Source organism: Bradyrhizobium sp. 159 (assembly GCF_023073795.1).
Lineage (GTDB): Bacteria > Pseudomonadota > Alphaproteobacteria > Rhizobiales > Xanthobacteraceae > Bradyrhizobium.
Genome location: NZ_JADPKE010000081.1, coordinates 128,803 through 147,503, shown reverse-complemented (window position 1 = coordinate 147,503; position 18,701 = coordinate 128,803). Strand labels below are relative to the sequence as shown.

13 protein-coding genes and 4 pseudogenes are annotated in these 18,701 nt (G+C 61.6%); 3 read left to right on the top strand and 14 right to left on the bottom strand.

All coding sequences use genetic code 11. The features are described from left to right. Positions 1-860: 860 nt before the first annotated feature. The 4 genes from IVA96_RS22240 to IVA96_RS22225 form a co-directional block, all read right to left on the bottom strand. On the bottom strand, positions 861-2,588 hold the full coding sequence (locus IVA96_RS22240; RefSeq protein WP_247419232.1) for a DUF3363 domain-containing protein: 1,728 nt from the start codon (positions 2,586-2,588) through the stop codon (positions 861-863). 241 nt (positions 2,589-2,829) lie between these two features. Next, positions 2,830-3,726, bottom strand: coding sequence for a lytic transglycosylase domain-containing protein (locus IVA96_RS22235; RefSeq protein WP_247419230.1), 897 nt, complete (start codon positions 3,724-3,726; stop codon positions 2,830-2,832). 2 nt (positions 3,727-3,728) lie between these two features. After that, the gene (locus tag IVA96_RS22230; RefSeq protein ID WP_247278029.1) at positions 3,729-4,193 is read right to left on the bottom strand and encodes a S26 family signal peptidase; all 465 of its coding nucleotides are present in this window, start codon (positions 4,191-4,193) and stop codon (positions 3,729-3,731) included. Positions 4,194-4,234: 41 nt separating this feature from the next. Next, positions 4,235-4,699: a DUF2840 domain-containing protein gene (locus IVA96_RS22225; protein WP_247419227.1), complete on the bottom strand. Its 465-nt coding sequence runs from the start codon at positions 4,697-4,699 to the stop codon at positions 4,235-4,237. A gap of 168 nt (positions 4,700-4,867) precedes the next feature. Here IVA96_RS22225 and IVA96_RS22220 point away from each other — a divergent pair, with 168 nt between their 5' ends. Beyond that, complete coding sequence (locus tag IVA96_RS22220; protein ID WP_247419226.1) at positions 4,868-5,707, top strand: IS110 family transposase; 840 nt, start codon at positions 4,868-4,870, stop codon at positions 5,705-5,707. 789 nt (positions 5,708-6,496) lie between these two features. On the opposite strand, the pseudogene IVA96_RS22215 reads toward IVA96_RS22220, so the two are convergent. From IVA96_RS22215 to IVA96_RS22205, 3 genes and pseudogenes are all read right to left on the bottom strand, one after another. Further along, positions 6,497-7,400, bottom strand: a pseudogene (locus tag IVA96_RS22215) (replication initiator protein A). A gap of 3 nt (positions 7,401-7,403) precedes the next feature. Beyond that, on the bottom strand, positions 7,404-7,682 hold the full coding sequence (locus IVA96_RS22210) for a helix-turn-helix domain-containing protein (protein ID WP_148742779.1): 279 nt from the start codon (positions 7,680-7,682) through the stop codon (positions 7,404-7,406). 124 nt (positions 7,683-7,806) lie between these two features. Then, a complete protein-coding gene (locus IVA96_RS22205) occupies positions 7,807-8,103 on the bottom strand; it encodes a DUF2285 domain-containing protein (protein WP_247419225.1) in 297 nt (98 codons plus the stop codon). Between the two features lies 1 nt (position 8,104). Between IVA96_RS22205 and IVA96_RS22200 the strand changes: the two are divergent. Continuing rightward, a pseudogene (locus IVA96_RS22200) lies at positions 8,105-8,288 on the top strand (helix-turn-helix transcriptional regulator); the annotation flags it as partial. A 571-nt stretch (positions 8,289-8,859) separates the two neighbouring features. Here the strand turns inward: IVA96_RS22200 and IVA96_RS22195 are convergent. From IVA96_RS22195 to IVA96_RS22185, 3 genes and pseudogenes are all read right to left on the bottom strand, one after another. Next, positions 8,860-9,054 (bottom strand): hypothetical protein, encoded by a 195-nt coding sequence (locus tag IVA96_RS22195; RefSeq protein ID WP_247278034.1) that lies wholly within the window; start codon positions 9,052-9,054, stop codon positions 8,860-8,862. Positions 9,055-9,057: 3 nt separating this feature from the next. Continuing rightward, positions 9,058-9,859 (bottom strand): annotated as a pseudogene (locus tag IVA96_RS22190) (ferredoxin--NADP reductase). 2,619 nt (positions 9,860-12,478) lie between these two features. After that, entirely contained in the window at positions 12,479-12,799 is a 321-nt protein-coding gene (locus tag IVA96_RS22185) for a DUF736 domain-containing protein (RefSeq protein WP_247278035.1), read from the bottom strand. A 410-nt stretch (positions 12,800-13,209) separates the two neighbouring features. Between IVA96_RS22185 and IVA96_RS22180 the strand changes: the two are divergent. Next, positions 13,210-13,370: pseudogene (locus tag IVA96_RS22180) on the top strand (DUF736 family protein); the annotation flags it as partial. Between the two features lie 102 nt (positions 13,371-13,472). On the opposite strand, the gene IVA96_RS22175 reads toward IVA96_RS22180, so the two are convergent. From IVA96_RS22175 to IVA96_RS22160, 4 genes are all read right to left on the bottom strand, one after another. Continuing rightward, positions 13,473-13,823, bottom strand: coding sequence for a hypothetical protein (locus tag IVA96_RS22175; protein ID WP_346015847.1), 351 nt, complete (start codon positions 13,821-13,823; stop codon positions 13,473-13,475). A 139-nt stretch (positions 13,824-13,962) separates the two neighbouring features. Continuing rightward, positions 13,963-14,886 carry a DUF2493 domain-containing protein gene (locus IVA96_RS22170; RefSeq protein WP_247278036.1) on the bottom strand — a complete coding sequence of 308 codons (924 nt, stop codon included), beginning with the start codon at positions 14,884-14,886 and terminating at the stop codon, positions 13,963-13,965. 333 nt (positions 14,887-15,219) lie between these two features. Then, positions 15,220-16,281: a toprim domain-containing protein gene (locus IVA96_RS22165; RefSeq protein WP_247419224.1), complete on the bottom strand. Its 1,062-nt coding sequence runs from the start codon at positions 16,279-16,281 to the stop codon at positions 15,220-15,222. Then, entirely contained in the window at positions 16,281-18,581 is a 2,301-nt protein-coding gene (locus tag IVA96_RS22160) for a strawberry notch C-terminal domain-containing protein (protein WP_247419223.1), read from the bottom strand. Before IVA96_RS22160 ends, IVA96_RS22165 begins: the two co-directional genes overlap by 1 nt. Positions 18,582-18,701: the final 120 nt, after the last annotated feature.

Genomic DNA, 18,701 nt, shown 5'->3' with positions numbered 1-18,701 from the left:
CGTCCCCGGCAGGAGCTTATTTCCGATGGGACGACACTGCCGGGCCGACGGTCATCTAGATACTCCCGCACATCGTGTCGAGCGAGTCCCCCTCCAGCCGGTCGCCTGTTGATGCCCTTGGTCAGCCAGATGCTTGGATGTTGTACGTCAGCTGTTGCGGTCTCTCTGGAAACTGGGACAGGCGAACTGGCGTTCGCCAAATCTTCATTGCGCGATTCGGGTTGCACTTCGGCTATCCGCTATCAAAGCCGGCTTGCCGGCCCGGAGCTGTCCGATTGCTCGCGGGCCTGCCTGCGCGGATAACCTCGCGCGAATGCCTCCAGACAAAATTCGAGCAGGTTAAATCGTTATTCGCCCGCTCGATGACACGCCCACAACTGGTCCAGCAAACTGGACTCTGGCGGTCGGAAAGTCGGTGCGCGAAGCGCCGGAGTCTTCTGCGGAGCATCTGACCATCAGCATCCGAGACCAGCACGCACGGAAGTATCGTCACCGCCATCACGCCACAGCCAGACACCTTCCGATCACTTGAAGATCGAAGGTCCCATGCCGTTTCCGCTACAGGGGATGGCCATCTAGATTCGAAGGGTTCTGCTGTCCGATTTAGCCGTTGAGAGTCTCAGCGACCTAAAGGTGAACGGCGCATTTTTCCACACAGCTGCGTCTAGTCGATGATCGAGCGCCACCAAGGTCGAGGGAACCCGGAGGCGATGAAGAGATCGTTTCAGAACGGTGGACCCTCCATTCGCTATTCGCTGCTCACTATCGCTCCTCTCCCATTTTCCGCCTCGACCTGTCGCGCGAGGAACCAAGTCTTCCCTGCCGTGCAATTCGGCGTAGTGCAGCGCCATCGCCTCAGGTCAGAGCGATAGGCCGCGCTTGCGCCCGAAGTCCCAGTCCACGCTGCCTGGACCGGCGATGCCGCTGACCTGCTTTCCCAACTCCCGCTCGAGCGAAGGCGACCAGGGCACAAGCTGAAAGCCGAGGCCGTTGTCGATCATCGCGAAGCGCCCGGAGGCCAGTGAGAGGCGTCGACGATAAACCCCCGAAATCTGCTCACCTACATCAGATGACAGGTGCGGAAGCCCCGTTTCCTCCATGAGCCGTCGTGTGACGACATCGAGTTCGCGGTCGCGGAGGGTTTCGATCAGGTTGCGGCTTAGCCGGACCTTGTTGCCATCGCGCTGGGCGAGCCCTTGGTCGGCCAAAACGTCGATGCGCCGTTCAAGTGCTGCACGAACCTCCGCGCCAAACGCATTGCGCGAGAGCTCGGCAGGATCTCGCGCAACGAGCTGCCGGTCTAGCCACGTTGCTCCATCCGCCGCGACCTGGTGGTCCAGAACGAGCTCCGAGCGAACCGCGAGCGCAATCCGTGTTCGACCACGAACGTCCGCAAACCGGCGCAGTTCCACAATCCCGCCGATCGGCCCATCGCCGGCCGCCTCGACGTCAGGAAGCTTCACGTGATGCACGCGCCCGTCAATCCCATCGACAATGGCAAAGGCTGTGCCCTTCAGCTCGTCATCAAGCCCGCGCGCGATGAGACGGCCAACGATCGGTTCGCCATGAGTTTCGCCCTCCAGTGCCCAGGATGCGGGGGTGCGGCTGGCGCCGTCCCGCGTGAGGGTTTTGTGCAGCCGCTTGATGATGTCACCGCGCTCACCCAGCTCTCGCAACCTCGCCTCCGCATCGGCGGCCAGAACCCAGACCGCGGGGCCAGCAGGTTCCGCCAAGCCGAGCCGCTCGAGCGTCCGCATCCGCCCGATCCGAATTTCCCGCAATGGATCGCGCCCGGCATCCCGCTCGAACCTAAAATCGATAACGCCGTCCGCCGTCCCCGCTTCCCGGGCAAGCGTCCGATCGAGCCTGGTCCAGCGTTCGGCTGTCGTGTCCGCCTCAAGGCTCTGGCGGATCTCGAGCTCCGAACGAGGGCCGAGTTCGCGCGTGACAAGGTCGCTGGCGCGGGCGCGCAAGCCCATAGCGATATAATCGCGACTGATGACGAGGTCGGCACCGTCATCGGTACGGCCCCGCACGAGGATGTGAATGTGCGGATGCTCGGTATTCCAATGGTCGACCGCGACCCAGTCAAGCCGTGCGCCAAGGTCGCGCGAGGCTTGGTCCATCAGCTCCCGAGTGAAGCTACGCAGGCTGGCAAGTTCACCAGCATCATCAGGCGAGACGATGAACCTAAAATGATGGCGGTCACCCTCGCAACGCGTGACGAACGCGCGACCGTCCGCATCATCCCCCGCAGCGTCGAATAGTTTGCCCGGAGCGCCGTCGCGAGTGACTCCGTCGCGCTGCAGGTAACCGATATGGCCGCGCAACGCGCCCGGCGAACGCATCCGCCGTACCACCCGCGCCTTGACGATAGCGCCGCGGCCGCGGGCGTTGAGGAGCCGTGCCGCAGCGATGCTCGCGGCGCGGCCGCGTCCAAACTTACGGCCGTGGCCATCCTTACCTCGCGAGAGGCCGCCGGCCTTCTGAGCGGCTGTGAGTACCTGCGCCAGAAACAGCTTTGTCCGGGGCGCGCGCGTGGAACGGATACGGCCGGGACGGATCCGAAGATCATCGTCGCGCGTCATTCCGGCCGCCGCAAGGCATCGAAAACCGTGTAAGAACAGCGCCTTGGGGAAAGCTGAACTTTTCTCCGAGTCGCCGCAATGTTTAGTTGATCATTGAAATCGATACGCTTTCTCGCACAACCGACCGGCCGCACCTTGCGGCTTTTATCCTGCCGTCGGCGGTCGGCTCCCCCCTGCTTCCTCCCGGCCATTCTCAAACATGTGAGAACCTTCGAGGCCATGCGACCAAATCCGATTGCTATCACGGAGACTGCACCTTGATTGATCGATGCCAAAACAGCCCCGTCGCGCGAGGTACAAGTGCACGGGCAACGGCTTTAGGCGCAGCCTTCGACGAATTCATTGTGCGCACTCCTGATGCAAAGTTGTCGGCAGCGGACGAGCTGCCGCATCGCTCAACAAAAACTGGAGCTTGCTGCCACAGGACGACGTGTCTGGCGGCCGAACCACGGCTGTTGCGTTGCTCAACTCCGATCAATGCTGCGAGTCTGGTCACATATGTTTGCGTTTCTTCTGGAAGCGATCGACCTGTCGTCAAATGCTCGTCATAGCGCTTCGGTCCCGCATTGTAGGCTGCAAGAAACCCTCCCGATCCGAACCGGTCGAGCATCTCGCGAATGTACGCTGCCCCAGCTATAATATTGTCGTGCGGATCAAACGGATCGATACCGAGATCATGACGAGCGCTCAGTTCGACCCAGGTCGCGGGCATGATTTGCATCAGCCCGAGCGCTCCTCGAGGCGATATGGCGTGCGCATTACCGCCACTTTCGACCTGCATCACGGCATCGATCCAACGCTCCGGGATCGCGAACCGGTGGGAGGCTTCGGTCACGAACGCGGCGTATGCAATGCTACGAGGCAGGGTTATGGAGTGCGCAGCTGGTGCCCGCGATGCGACCTCCGCTCTGGCGCTCGAGGCCGGTCCGAACCTCAGCAGAATTCCCAAAAAGCAAGCAGTGGCCCCACATCGCATTGTGCGGACTGCCGCCAAGTATAAAGTTTCTCCCAGCCGGCCTTGAGGCCGCCTGATCCTGGGGCAATGCGCGCCGATTCTCAAGAAGCTGGCCGAGACGGAGGAACGATGTTGCGAACGGCCGTATGGAGAAATGACAAGCCAACAGGGGAGAGCCGGCATTGTTACTTCTCTCTGGTCCACACCGGGAGCGCTCGCCCAATGACGGCCGATCTCGGCAGAGGTCCGAAATATCGGCCGTCTAGCGAGTCCGCCGACTGCCAGTTCATGAGAAACACTTCGTCCTCAGCAATGACCCAGCAGCCCTGCCAGACCGGCAACGGCCGGCCGCGACGATCGCGCTCGCTTGCCTCACCCATTTGTATGCTGTCTACGATGATTGCGAGGCCCGTTCTGCAGACGGTTTGGCCGGGCAGCGCCAGCACACGCTTGAGCATTGGAAGGCCGCTTGGCAAATAGCCGTTGAGATCGAGAAAAGTCGCGAGCGGGTCTGGAGTTCGAACCGCCACGAGCTCAGTAACGTACAATGGTCCGGCCTCTTGCAGGCGATAGACTCCGATCGGCACGCTGTCCGAGGCATTCCAGATGTACAATGGTGAGGTGTTGTTGACTGGCCAGAGCGCGAGCATTGTGGCCCCACACATCGCAAGAATGTTCCCCAACCGTCCCATCAGAGTGCCAACCTGCGCCGATGGAGCCACGCTTGGTGGCGTGCACGGGTATAAGCTCGTGGCTTTTCGTTGACAGAAAGACGGTTGTGGACGTGATGCCAATACTCGGGGGCTGCATCGGCAGGATCGATGCCCAGTGACTCTACGGAGTCGATCAACTGGAGAACGCGTTCGACCTTTGGCCAACCAGCTAATCGCAGCAGGCTTTCGCCGCCGGGACTGACCCAAGGCACGGTTGAGTATCGCTGGCCTGGCGCGACGGCGCGTAAAATGTCGATCCGAGACAGGATGGTTCCGAAGTCGTTGGACGTCCAGCGCACCAACGCGAAGATGCTGCCGGGCAAAAACGAGAGAATGCGCCGGTGATGATCAACGATCTTCTCTGATGCAGGTTTACCGAACCGGATTCGATTTTCGATGCGCTTCTCGAGCCACAAGAGCTCAACAGTTGTGAGGTCGCTCACCTGACTGCTCCATATTGTTGAGAGGGATTTGGACGTGCCGAGAATGGCTATCACCGACGCATCGTGCGAGGAGCCTTTGCGTCGGTAGGACGGCTGTAATGACGCTTCGATGGATCGGTTGCTTCGCGACAATCCGGGAACGGAACGGGCGGCGCGTTCCGGCGGAGAATGGTAGAGACGAACGACGGAATTTATGCAGGGCTCGACGTGTCGCTCCAGGCAACGAATGTTTGCGTGGTGGACGGCGACGGCAACGTCGTCCAGGAAGCGACACTCAAGACCGATCCGGACGCGATCGAGCTGTTCTTGGTGGAATGCGGAATCCACGGCCTGGAAGCGTTCTCGTACAGGGCCTGGCTGTTCACGGCGCTTTCCGAAAAGGGCCTCGCCGTGATCTGCATCGAGAGCCGGCACGCCAAGGCGGCGCTGAACGCGATGCTGAACAAGACCCGCCGCAACGCCAAAGGCATTGCGCAGATGATGCGGACCGGTTGGTTCCGTACGGTTCATGTCAAGTCGGAGAGCGCACAGCCGCAGCGCGCGCTGCTGGTCGGGCGCAAGGCGAGGCGCGGCGAGACGCTGGGCATGGAGAACATGATCCACGGCCTGTTGCGCCCGATCGGCCTCAAGGTCGGCGAGATCTCGGTCGGCCGTTTTGACGCGCGGGTGCGCGAGATCATGGCCGGAAAGAGAGAATTGGAAGCGATGGTCGCACCGCTGTTCGACGCCCGCAACGCCATGCGGCTGCAGCTGGCAAAACTGCACCGCCTGGCGCCGGCGGCTGCGCCCAGCGACAGCGCGGTGCGCCGGATGATGACGGCGCCCGGAGTCGGCGCGCTCGTGGCGCCGACGTTTCGCGCCACCGTCGATGATCCGGCGCGATTCAAGAAGTCGTCCAATGTTGCCGCCCATTTCGGACTGACGCCGCGGCGCTATCGATCCGGCCAGACCGACCGGATCGGCAGCATCTTCACATGCGGAGATGAGCTGACGCGAGCGATCCCGTAGGAGGCGGCGATCGCGATCCTCACGCGCATTCCGAAGAGTTTTAAGCTGCGGCTGTGGGGCCTGCGGCTGGCCAGGAAGAAGGGGCTGAAGCGCGTGGCGACCGCGGTGGCGCGCACGCTCGCCGTGCTGCTGCACAAGATCTGGATCGATGGCACGACCTTCCGGTTTGGCGCGGGCGTGAAGCGCGGCCGGCTCCCTGCGGTGGCCTGAGGGCCTCCGCGACCCGGCCGTTTCCACGAGCGGCTTCTTCCGCCGCGGCGGAGCGGCGTCTCCCAACCAGACGGGGATTTGGGTGAGATCGCTACTTTTGCTGCCAGCGGCTTCATGCACACTTTTGAAGCCATCAAGCAGGGCGCTGGCTAGCCTGACCGCCCATTCTCCAGATTCAGGCATGTGGTAGCGGCCGTGCCAACCACGAACCTTAGCGAGTTCTCCTCGACGAGCGAGTAACGGAAACGAACGAGCGTAACGCGGTGGTGACAACGATGCTGCTGATCGCGTGATTTTGCGCGCGATCGCGTCCGCGCGCGTGCGCTCGTGACAAGAATCGCATTGCGGAGAGGCTTTGCGCGTGACAAAGTAAGCGCATGAGGCATCCTCGTTGCACGCGCGGCCGACTTGTTCACAACGTACTGATTCACAACAAGAAGTTAGTGTCAGTATATTAGTAAAGTTAAGAGAGCTGGGAAGATTGCCGTCGCAGTGTTTTAGGTGCATTTCGTCCCCGGTAGCACGCGGATCGGGTCCCCGATGGCACGAGTCTTCCAGTCCCTGATAACACGAGCGAATTCACAGCTTATCCCCTGCAGGGCTGATGAGGCCAAGCTTTCGCAATGGCCGCGTAGGCGGGTCGATCTGGACGGTGCGAAATTCAATCGTTCTTCGCCATTCAGGTCGTGTGTGATAGCCAGCCGATAGCTCGGCAAGGTCTGATGATGCACGATTTGGCGCCGGTCGTTGGCGAAGTGCTTCAGCGGCGCGAGGCTCCCGGACTTGGCATGCAAGTGCATGAGCCCGAAGCTCCAACCGCTATGCTGATGACCCCCGTGCTTGCGGATGAGGCGATAGAGCCAACGTTCCAGTCCACCGGTCAGATCGAAATACGCGCGATCAATGGTCAGCACGAGCGATTCGTTTAGAACGCCCGTGTAGAACCAATCGGGTAAGATCAACTCAATCGCACGGGCATGCCTGTGCACATCGCTTGTGTGTTTCCATTCGTTTCTCCAGGAGAAGAGATGCCGCGACCGTTCTGTCGGTTGTCGGATTGAGGTCATGACGCTGGTTGATTGCAATCGGTCGAGCGCAGCCTTGAGGCGGTCGTAGTCGCGTACGCTGGTGCCGCGGCCGACGAAGGTAAGGATGTCATAGGGGGTGGTGAACATCAGGCGCGAGGTTTTCAACCCGGGCATCACGAGCATCGACAATCTGTGAGGCAGCCCAAATCAGAACGTCCGCGCCCCAGATCGTGCTCCAGGCCATGTTCCGGCACCGCTTCGACACGGATGGTGATGGTGCCCGAGCGGAAGTCGATCGGGACGATCCGCTTCGACTTTGCTAGCGAAAAGAACGGATACGCCATCAAGTCTTGCGCGTCCCGTGCAGCGAGATTGCCAGGACGCGCGCGAAACAGATCGAGTTGGTCGCGCTCTGACCGCCGCCTCCCGCCTGCAGTTGAGTTGCTGTCGGGCATAGGTCAGCGCCGCTCCTTGCCCGCATACGGAATCGGCGTGTGCCGTTTCGCGGGCAGGACTGTGCCTGCGCCAGGATCGCTGGTGGACGTTTTGGCGCCGCGGTCAACCCACGCCGTCAGGTCTTCGAGCGCATACACAACGCGGCCGCCCAGCTTCCGGTACGTCGGGCCTGTGCCATAGGTGCGGTGCTTTTCGAGGGTGCGACCGGACAGTCCGAGAAAGCGCGCCGCCTCTGGCGTGCGCAGGTATCGCGGCGGCAAGCCGGCGTTCGGATCGGGCATTTGCGAGGCTCCGTGGTCGTCTGGAGCGCGACCGGGTTCGGTCGCGCGTCGACGGTCACCATGACGGAGTAGGAGTGCTCAGGGGGATGCCGAAGATGGACCGATGGTTTTCGGCACCCCTGCTCTACTCCCTGCGAGATGGGGGATGCAGTAATGCGCGATAGCCGCAGCGCATCAGAGCCAAGCCGGCTTGCACCAGGCGGATGGTCCGGCTGCGCAGCTCATGGGTTTTCCAGCCGCGTTCAGGGATGCATTTTCGGCCGAACAGCACTTCGGCGATGACGCGATCAGAAGCGCCAAGTGCCCATCGAGTGCGCACAGCGAAGGCCAATCGTTCGCGTCGCTGCGCCGAAAGCTGATAAAATGGGGGTCCTGGGGCGCGGCCGGTGATAGCGCGCCACAACCGACGTGAAGCGTGCACGCGGATCTCCGAGGCGTCCGGCTTTACTCAGCAATACATCAGCGATTTAGAGCGTGGCCGGCCGCAATCCCACGATAGTGACGCTGTTCGAACTCGCGAGCACATTAAGCCTTAGCCACGTCGATCTCGTGTTGCCTGATGAGGAATTCTGCAAAGAGCGAACCAAGACGCCGAAGCAAAAATGAAAGGACTTCGGCCAGACGCTTGTTTCGGTTGCTCGGCAGTTGCTGCATGACTTGAACACGAAGCTCCGCCTAGGGTGTAGCCTTCCCCGCCTTCGTCATCGAACAGGTTCGCGTATATCGGCGCGTCGAGGAGGATGGTCAAGCTCGTGTGAGGTATTCACGCGCTTCCTTCGGAGCGCGTTGACCACACTGCGCCTATCTCGCGACTATACTGCGCACCAAATAGCAAGCTTATGAGCCGTTAACCGGCAATTCTTCTATGATGACCGGAAATTAGGGCTTCAAGACCATGGTCACAATAGGCTGCCTAAAGGCGGGCTTTACCATTCCAACACAGCGTCCGCCCAAGGATTGATCAACGAGTGCTAAGCGCTCGGGCCGGCGCTATCATTCACAAGCGTCGACCTCCTCGTCGGGGAATTTCTCAGCGTCCAGCTCCAGCCTGTTTTTCGCCTTTTCCAGCTCCCGTGTGACTAGCACGTAGTCTTCGAACGTGCTCGAGGCGCTGATCTGCGTGTCGTTCGAGCTGGCGCGTCGAACAGTTTGCGCTACTTCGGCGTCGCTCAGAGACTCACGAGCGCTCCGACTTTCCGCCCCCGACGCTCTTTACGACGTTGCGTAAAACGATTTCAGAAAGCTGCACTACCTGCCGTTTGAGAAACACAACCAGCTGTGTGAGACGAAGAATTTCTTGTTTGCAGCGCTCTAGCTCGCGCTCTTCGTCTGTCATCGTCGATGCTTCATGGCGATTTGTACTTGTCGTCATGGTTCATATGCCCTCCTTCTGCGAGACGAATCTATTTCGTTCTGCGAACTCTTTTTCGAACACGAATTGCGCCGGCTTGCCTTGATCCCCATCGACAACCCTTCGCCACCAATAGCTCGCGGGGATCGCGCACCAAGCCGGGGCTGCCACAGATCATGATGCGGTCATGCTGCGGCTCCAGTTCCGGCAGTTCGATCTCCGCGAACAGCTTGCCTGAAACGATCAGATCGGTGGCCTGGCCGCGGTTACAGAAGCAATCGCGCGTCACGGTCGGATAATAGATCAGCTGGTAGCGCACGAAGTCGCCGACCAGTTCGTCGCACGGCAGTTTTTCCGTGATCATCTCGCCATAGGCGAGCTCGGTGACGCGGCGGCAGCCATGCAGCAGCACGACATTCTCGAATCGCAAATAGGTTTCGGGATCCTTGATGACGCTCAGGAACGGCGCAAGCCCGGTGCCGGTGCCGATAAGATGCAGATTGCGCCCGTCCTCGAGATTATCGATGACCAGCGTCCCCGTCGCCGTGCGGCTGACGATGATCTCGTCACCCTCCTTCAGATGCTGCAGACGCGAGGTTAAGGGACCATCCGGTGCCTTGATCGAGAGGAATTCCAACCGGTTCTCGTAATGAGCGCTGGCGAGGCTGTAGGCCCGCAGCAGCGGCTTCTCGTCGACCTTGCGCCCGATCATCGTGAATTCACCGCTACGGAAGCAGAACGACGGATTCCGGGTCGTGGTGAAGCTGAAGAGATTGTCCGTCCAGTGATGGACGCTCAGTACTTTTTCCTGGCTGAACTTGCTCATCTCACCGTCCCGGCGAAACTAAGGCATGATCCGAATCCACGGGCCGCGTTCGCGCAAAGTTTGCATCAGTTTTCCGAATGATCATACTACAAGCACCAGATGAGGCTCTCGATGAAGTAGAGTCGGACCGATAGCTTCGCGCCCACAACCGCTTTGTCTTTCATGTGAAGATCGGCCTGTGTCCCTCCTGTGGCGATCAATCCCAGGCGCTGCCCATTCACGTAGATTATCCAATCGCTTTACTCTTCCGCCCGCCGGCCTCCCCAGATAAACTTTTTGCCCAGTTCACGCGGGCCGGTAGGCTGGCTTTGCCAGCTCACTCCCGGCCGAGTGGCCGTGCCCCTCCTCGAGCAGCCGCAATGGCAGATTTGGGCGCATTTGCTCCGACAAACATAGTACATTGCGAACAAACAATCTCGTTTCGCACGTGAGTGTGGTGTCTCGGCTTCAGTGGAGCGCTTCGTACAAAACACCTGTTCCATCTCGCCTGGACCTTGCGCTCGGTTCCAACGCTACTGGAACGAGAACCCCAACGAGGATCGACGCTCCGAGATTCGCCGAGATATCAATCCCCTGAACATGCTTCCTACGACCGTGCGATTGCTGAAGCAGACTGTAACAACTCTGCGATTCTGCTTAATGCAATGAGGCGCGTGTTCACGGCTAAATCCTGCATCTTGGCCACCTTCTTCGATGGATTTCACGCCGCACATGGTCCCGAACTTTCCCGGACAGCGGCCTTGTCATGACGGCACATGCTCGGTCCGATGCAGACAGCCGCGTGCTTTCAGCCTCCCCTCAAGCAAGGACTAAAGCCGAAGCACAAGAGACATGGGCACGGACTTCGAGGTCTGCATCGAGCGGCAGTTCGGCGGAAGGTCCTGTCCTGAACAAGATCGCAACATCACATTGTGTTTGTCGGGGCATTGTACCGACAGAAGCGTTCGATGAATGGAAGGATGTGATCGGCGGACTTCCTCCATCGGGACGGTTTGGGATGGGCGTTGTGTCGATCAATAAACGAAGTGATGTCTGCCCGGAGGGCGGCGACGCTGCGCCCGCCTGATCTTTTTATCCGGGAGGAGAACGAAGAAAGGCCCGGCCTAGTTGAGCCATGACGAACTGGTCGGGGTCAGGTGCACGTGCCAGCGCTGTCTTTTAGCCATCCATCATTGAATCAGTGCGGACTTATGCGTGGCGTAATTGTCCATGACGAGATGGACCTCGAGCTCGCGCGGCACAGCGGCCTCGATCTCGTCGAGGAACTGACGGAATTTGGCAGCACGGCGACCTCGCTAGCACTTCGCCGTTGGCTCGTGCTGTCGCAATGTCGAGAGCGGCGAACAGCGATGTGGTGCCATGTCTTCTGTAGTCATCCTTCCTTCGGGCCGGCTGGCCGGGACGCATCGGCAGCATGGTGGCTGCGGTCCAGCGCCCGGATTGGGACTTCTCATCCACGCATAGAATGACACGAGCTCCGGCGGCCGGACGTAAAGGCCCACAGCGTCGCGCACTTTGGCCATGAAGTTTGGATCGTGGAGAGCTTGACGGTCTCCGTCGGGTGCGGCTGGAGCCCGAAGGCCGGCCAGATGCGTTGCACGGTCGACACCGACAGGCCGCTGGCTCGCCATGCCGCGGGAACTCCGATGGATGGCGTTCTCAGGGCAACTCTCCAATGTCCTCACGATCGCGGCTTCGATGCGGGCATCCTCAACCGTACGCGGCGCCCGAAGCGTGGCTCGTCGACGCGCCGCTCCACAAAACGCCGCGCCTACCCTCGACCCCTCAAGGCCCAGCTTGGCCGCCACTTCCTTGTTCTGACCGCCTTCCGCGCAGGTCAGCACGATTCGCGCTCGCAGCGCCAGCACCAGAACCGTCTTCCGCCGCGTCGTCAGCGACTTGTTCGGCACGAACTTCATCGCTCAATGTCAGGGAGGCAAGTTGCCGGAGCGCCATCACATTCTCCGTCCCTGCTACATCCTCCATCTTGGCACAGCGACGCAAATCTAATGCAAATCTACGATTGGGGACTTGTGGCTCGGGACACCGGCCGCGGCGCATTTTTGAACCAAAGGTGATGTTGCTCTCCCTGAATGCGCACTACAGCACACCAACCGTGGGTGCCTGTCTGTTGCTGCCCGATGCAAGATCAGCAGACGGTTGCGCAGCGGCGAGGCAGACGCGCTCCGCACAACTGGGACCAGCATCGGCAAGGCCTCGGTTCCCCAAGAGCCACGTGCCTACAGTGCCGGCAGTGACCACTCATATATGGTGGCCTCGGGAGGCAATCTGAGAACCGGAGAATTGATGTTTCTCGACTGGCTGGCCGACACGCTGGGTGTTCACTTGTGCTGAAGGCTCGGTTCAGCCACCCAGAGGAGCGACAACACCGAAGGACTGGCCTAAGGTCGCAAGCCGGCGAGCCAGTTCCAAGAAGAAATAGCACTGCTGCGTAAGAGCGACTTTATGACCACCCAGATCGGTAGTGGCACTGCGAGCTCTAGAAGGCGAAATCACGAAAATCGACTGCGGCGATGCAGCGGCGCAGCGTTGATGTTTTCGACTTTAGGCTCCAAAAGGAACCCGCCCGATCAACTCGGGCGGGCTTTAGAGCGAGTCTCACTCGCCGTTCTTGCGCGGCCGCGACCAGAGCAGGGTGTACCCCTCGCCGCCTTCGTCATCGAACAGGTTCGCGTAGATCGGTGCGTTGAAGGAGGGATCGTCGAGCTTGAGCGAGAGGTAGTCGCGGCCCTCCTCGGAGCGCTTCGACCAGGCTGCCCCGATCTCCGCCCGGCCCACGTAGATGCGGTGGCTGGGCGCGTTGTCGCTGGAGCGGTTGGTTTCGGCGACGATGCGGACGCCCTTGGTCTGAAGGCTCAGGGTGACGATCTCGCCGTGAAACTCGTTACCGACTTTCTTGAACGAACCGATATTAGCCATGTTACTTCTCCTGTTTGTGTTTCGAGCCCGCGACCACCGCGGCCTCGATGGCGATCTGAAGCCGAAGACGATCGGCGACGCACCCGCTTGAAGGGCCGGAGCGCAGCGGAGGACGCCGTTGTGGCGACTTTCTTGTCTCGCGAGGAATGGGCGAAGCCCAGGGGAAGAAAGTCGCATCAACGGCGTTGCGGCTCAGACGATCGAGGCGCAGCCGGTCTTGGGCCAGATCAAGCCATCAAAGAGGCCACGTGCGTCGCGTGCTGAACCGCAATAAGGAGAAGACGTGGCATATCTCGGTTCCTCTGAACAAGAGCGGCGAACGATCCGGCGTAGAAAGAGAAACAATCTGCTGCAAAGGGCTGAAGTCCTCTTCGAAGGAATGATCAAGGGGCACGCCGCACCGCTGCAGCTACGTGGGTTGGGCCGAAATGGACGCGGATTGGTCAAGGCACTCCGAGAAGGACTGGCTCCCTGCTCGCGTCCCGATGATCCCTCATTCAACGTACCGATCTACGCGAACCTGTTCGATGATGAAGGCGCAAGGGTCATCCCTTGCGGAGAGTGGCGGTAAGAACTGGCTGGAACCGCTCCACCGCCCGACCTGACTCGAGTGGGCGGGTCTTCGCCAAAACTCTCAAGCGCGTTCATGCCGCGCCGCCGATGCAAACCGCACCTAGGCAAGCGAAGGCCTCGCGCCAAGCCAGCGAAGCCCCCCGATCTGCGAAAGCGCAAACACTGCTTCATAGCCGGCGATTGCCGCAGGGACGGCAAATGCGCTTCCGATCGCGACGCGCAAAGTCAAGGACTGACTAGCGGCGATGGCGACCTGACCAGCGGCAAGCGTCAGCGCGCCAGAAGCAATTCCGATGAGCAGTGCACCGAAAACGCCCGCGCCATCACGAAATGCCGACATCCAGACACTGAGTGCGACGAAAAACGGCAAGGCATAGACCGCCAGCGCAAAGGTCAGCCAGCAGAACAAGCCGATGCCGAATGTGTTGAGGACAAGCCGAAGGGCGAGCATGGCGGTGGCTCCAGTGCATAGATGTACTGGTCGCGCCTTCCACCACCACCGCGGCGCGGCTTCGGACCTGATATCGAAACGAGGCGGAGTTGCGGCGTGCAACTCCACCCTGCCATCTTAGATGCGAGCAAGACGGCGCTCACGCGCCGCCGAACTTCCAGACGGGAATGCCGAGCCGCTTCGCCTTGTCGGCGAGATTGTCCTGGATTCCAGTGCCGGGGAAGTACATGACGCCGATCGGCAGGAGCCCGAGCATGGCGTCGTTGCGCTTGAACGGTGCCGCCTTGGCGTGCCTGGTCCAGTCGGGCTTGAAGGCGATTTGCGGTACCTTGCGATTGATCGCCCATTTGGAGGCGATGAGTTCGGCGCCTTTCGGGGAGCCGCCATGGACCAGGACCATGTCGGGATGCTTGCCGTGAACCTTGTCGAGGCGATCCCAGATGAGGTGGTGGTCGTTGAAGTCGAGCCCGCCGGTGAGTGCGATCTTGGGTCCTGGCGGCACCAGGACCTCGGTCTCGGCGCGGCGTTTCGCTGCGATGAAGTCGCGGGAGTCGATCATTGCCGCGGTGAGCGTGCGGTGGTTGACCAGTGACCCCGACCGCGGACGCCAGGACGAACCGGTGTGGACTTCAAAGCGTTCGATCGCCTGGTCGCGGAAGAGTTCCAGGCAGTTGCGGCGCTCGATCAGCGTGATGCCTTCAGCCGTGAGGCGCTCGAGTTCGACCGATCGTACTTCGGAGCCGTTCTGCTCGCGCTGGCTCTTGTGCTGCGCCTGCTCGTTGTCGTCGAGCTGGCGTTCGATGCGATCGACGGCACGACGGAACAAGTTGACGGTCGACCAGAGCAGATCGTCAAGGTCCGGCTCGAGCCGCGTGTCGTTCAGGGTCGCGACCAGGGCGTCGAAGATATCGGCCACGGCCCCGGAGATCATCTTGCCTTCGGGAAGCGGTCTCGGGTCAGGCTGGTCGTCGAAGGGACGGTAGCCGAAGAGCTGTAGTTCGGTGAGGACGTGGTCGGTCGGAGAAGAGGCGTGCGGCGGTTCGACGTCGTCATGGTCGGTCATGGAAGGAGGTCCTTTGCCGGGTTTGGCCGCGCCCTTCGCGGCCTTCGTGGCGATCACTCAGACGGCGGGCGGAACAGGCCAGAACCCGAAGGGCCGAAGCGGCAGCGGAGGATGGCGAAGGCCGGCTATTTTGCTTCGCGATGCAAAGCGCGCTGACTAGACATATGACGTGCGTTTCAATTGCCGGCGCGCGGCGGAAAATAGCCGGACGCAGCCATTGCCGGCCCGGGCCGCTTGCCGTCCGATCGCCCTCTAGAAGGCCGAGGTCGCGTCCCCTTCCGGTATTGGCCTCGCCCATGACCGACCTGTCACGGTCGATCGAACCGTCGTGACCTATTCCGCGGGCACCGTCGACGAATGCAAGAAGCGGACGACATCCTCGGGTACGAGCTGAATCCGCAAGGCCGCTCGGAGACCGTCGAGACCGAAGACGTGCAGATCTTCGTTGAAGTCGCCCAGCCGTGGCGACAACGCGATCGCTTCAATGCCGGCGTCTGCTGCGCGCTGGGTCAGAACGGCGAGCACCGTATCACCGGCGGCATCGGCATCGCGAGCGATATAGAGCCGACGCAAGCCAGACGGCAGCAACATGGCTGCGAGGTGGTTGGCCGAAAGCGCAGCGGCCATCGGCATTGTCGGCAACACGTAGCGCAGCGACAGCATGGTCTCGATGCCCTCGCCGGCGGCGAGTATATCGTCCACCACGCCGAAACGAACGGCATTGCCGAGGAGGTCGCCCATCGCGCGTCGTGGCGTATCGATCGGAGCCTTGCCCAACCGAACGCGATCAAAGCCGACCGGGTCGAGCCAGGTACGGTGTACCCCGGTGATCCTGTCATCGAGATCAGTGACAGAAGCGATCATCGCTGGCCAAGTCTCGATCGGCAGGTGCTCGTCCGGCCGATAGTAGCAGCGCGGGTGGAAACGCAGACTGCCACCATGATGGACGTGAGCTATTCCGCGATTCAGCAAATAGGATTCGACCACGGTCCCCTCGATCGGGCTGGATATTGCAAAGAGCCGACGGGCAGCCTCTTGCGATTTGGCCGGTGCTGCCGGACCGACGGGCCTTGAGAAGAGTTCCGGTTCAGCGCGAGGCAATTTCAGGAAGCGTCTTGCTTCCTCGGCGGTCTCGCGGAAGTCACGCAATCCCAGGCTTTCGCGGATGACGTCGAGGAGATCGCCATGCTCGCCGGTCGCGGCGTCTGTCCATTTGCCGGCAGGCCCCTTCGGCGATTCCTGGAGCCGCACGAACAGCGAGCGCCCCGGGGTGTTGTGGACGTCTCCGACCAGCCAGTACCGCCCTTGCCGCTTGCCGTTGGAGAGATAGTGGCGGCACACCGCCTCGGCCTCACGCGCGAGGCGGCGTGCCAGTTCGATGGCATCGCGGGGCATCAGGCGGCCTCCCGCTCGCTGATGCGCGCGACTGGATACTGCTCAAGCACCTTCGCCAGGATCTCGACGCCGCTCGCGTCGGTGGGCACGAATATGCGCAGCTTCCAGGAGATGATTCCTCCGAAGAGGCCGTAGGCCCGCAAGCGGTCGCGCATCGTGTCGTTGAACCCAGACAGTTCGATGCGGTATGCGCCCATCACCCGGGCACGGCGAAGCTGGAGCCCCTCCGCGAGCTCGAGGACGGTCCGCCCCTCCATCAGCGCGGCGAAGGCCGCGTCCGGCGTCAGTGCCGGCGCGTCAGCCGCAAGGAGGTTCGCGACCCAGGTCGCGGAGACCTTGCGGCCGATGACGCGCTCGCCCGCATCGGTCTGGAGCCGATAGACCCGCGTCGGCTCGTTAGGCAGCCGCTTCCAGATGGGCAGTAGCAAGCCGGCCACGACGTGAATCATGCTTTCCGTGAACTCGGGGACCTCGGCGAGCTCCGCCAGCCAGGCTGCGGCGAAGCCATCACGGTCGGCCTCGACCCAATGGCTTTCCGCCATCATCGTCAAGCGAGCGCTGTGCTGCTCCATGGGGTGGATCAGGCGGACGCGCCGCTCGATCTCGCCGTCATCAAGTATGAAACTCGGAGCCGGGAGCTGTAGGGCGGCACGGCCCGATCGCTCATTGATCAAGAGGACGGCACGATGGTCGGAACGACGAGCAAGAGCATCATCCAGGCTCACCGGATGAGTGCGCTGGCGCTGGGTAATCGTGAGAAGCCGGGTCTCGGCGCCAGTGCCCGGATGGGTATAGATCGTGCTCCGGTCGGTAACGACGAAGCTTTCGGCGCGGAGCGTTTCCAGTCCCAGGTCATAGGTGCCGGATGCGACCGCGCCCTCGATCCGAGCGGCCAAGAGCTGCTCGAACACGGTGAACAGGATGTTCTGAAGTTCGATCGTGAGCGCCAGCAGCCGGTTCAGGAAGGTCGTGATCGGCGGCAGGTCATCCCTGGGCCCGTTGGTATCTGTTAGCTTCAGGCCGGTTGCACCCTCGAATGTCTCAAGTGAGCAGCCGTCGACCTTGCCACGCGCGAGCAGCGTATAGAGCTGGCGCAACGCATCCCGTCCGTACTGGCTTTCGAGATTGTCCTCGGGCCGGAACAGGCCCTGCCCCCCGGTTTGGCGCTGGCCGCGCGTAATCGCTCCCAACGTGTCGAGCCGGCGAGCGATGGTGCTCAAGAAGCGCTTCTCGGCCTTCACGTCGGTCGCAACGGGCCGAAACAGCGGCGGCTGCGCCTGGTTGGTCCGGTTGGTCTGGCCGAGACCCTGGATCGCGGCGTCCGCCTTCCATCCGGGCTCGAGCAAATAGTGGACCCGCAGGCAGCGATTCCTGGCCGACAATTCGGCGTGGTAGCTCCTGCCCGTACCGCCCGCGTCGGAGAACACGAGGATCGCGTAGACAGCGCCATCGATGGCGGCAGAGAACACAACTCGCGCGCGTCCCTGAAGGCGAACGAAGGCATCTCGCCACGCCGGATTGTCCGGCCCGAAGCTTGCACCCGTGATGGCGACCAGACGCCCACCGTCGCAAAGGCGCGCCAAGGCCGAAGCGATGTGCCGGAGCGCCGCGTCCGCCATTCGCCGATCGACATTCGCCAGCGCCGAGAACGGCGGATTCATTAAGACGACGCTAGGTACGAAATCGGCTTCGAGGTGATCATCGATCTGGGCGGCGTCGAACCGGGTGACCTCAACGCCGGCGAACAGGTGATCCAGCAACTCCGCACGGGGTTCGGACAACTCGTTCAATACCAATGCGCCGCCGGCGAGCTCGCCAAAGATGGCGAGCAAGCCGGTGCCCGCAGACGGCTCCAAAACCCAGTCGGAAGGCGTGATGCAGGCCGCGGTACATGCAGCCAGCCTCAGTGGGATCGGCGTCGAGAATTGTTGAAGCGCCTGGCTGTCCTCGGAACGCCGCGTGTGCGTCGGCAGGAGACTGGCTACTCTCGCCAGCATCGGCAACATCGCCGCCGTCGAACCAGCCTTGGTCCCCATCGCCGGACCGAACTTGCGAAGAAATAGAACGGTGGCCGCCTCGCAGGTGTCATAGGCGGTCTTCCAATTCCAGCTACCTGCCGCATCCGAGGCGCCGAAGGCAGCCTCCATGGCGCCACGCAGGACGGCGGCATCGATGCGCCGGCCGCGTTCGAGATCGGTCAAGAGCTGTCGCGCAGCCCTGACTGCAGCGGAGGTGATAGTGGCAGCGGCACGCATCGGGAGCGGCGCGGCGGCAGCGCCGCTTGCGAGAGAGTCGGTCATGGGATTTCTTTCGGAGAGCAGGAACGGGTCGAATCGCCCGGCGCTCTCCTCAAGACCACGGCGATTCAAACCCATCCCGGCCCCACTCTCCCTCTCAGCCTCGGTCATAAGAATGGGGAC

What these genes read in the sequence shown, in the direction of transcription:
- IVA96_RS22240 (WP_247419232.1), bottom strand. Translation starts at nt 2,588, where the DNA reads ATGACGCGCGACGATGATCTTCGGATCCGTCCCGGCCGTATCCGTTCC.
- IVA96_RS22235 (WP_247419230.1), bottom strand. Translation starts at nt 3,726, where the DNA reads ATGCCGGCTCTCCCCTGTTGGCTTGTCATTTCTCCATACGGCCGTTCG.
- IVA96_RS22230 (WP_247278029.1), bottom strand. Translation starts at nt 4,193, where the DNA reads ATGCTCGCGCTCTGGCCAGTCAACAACACCTCACCATTGTACATCTGG.
- IVA96_RS22220 (WP_247419226.1), top strand. Translation starts at nt 4,868, where the DNA reads ATGGTAGAGACGAACGACGGAATTTATGCAGGGCTCGACGTGTCGCTC.
- IVA96_RS22210 (WP_148742779.1), bottom strand. Translation starts at nt 7,682, where the DNA reads ATGCCCGATCCGAACGCCGGCTTGCCGCCGCGATACCTGCGCACGCCA.
- IVA96_RS22195 (WP_247278034.1), bottom strand. Translation starts at nt 9,054, where the DNA reads ATGACGACAAGTACAAATCGCCATGAAGCATCGACGATGACAGACGAA.
- IVA96_RS22185 (WP_247278035.1), bottom strand. Translation starts at nt 12,799, where the DNA reads ATGGCTAATATCGGTTCGTTCAAGAAAGTCGGTAACGAGTTTCACGGC.
- IVA96_RS22175 (WP_346015847.1), bottom strand. Translation starts at nt 13,823, where the DNA reads ATGCTCGCCCTTCGGCTTGTCCTCAACACATTCGGCATCGGCTTGTTC.
- IVA96_RS22170 (WP_247278036.1), bottom strand. Translation starts at nt 14,886, where the DNA reads ATGACCGACCATGACGACGTCGAACCGCCGCACGCCTCTTCTCCGACC.
- IVA96_RS22165 (WP_247419224.1), bottom strand. Translation starts at nt 16,281, where the DNA reads ATGCCCCGCGATGCCATCGAACTGGCACGCCGCCTCGCGCGTGAGGCC.
- IVA96_RS22160 (WP_247419223.1), bottom strand. Translation starts at nt 18,581, where the DNA reads ATGACCGACTCTCTCGCAAGCGGCGCTGCCGCCGCGCCGCTCCCGATG.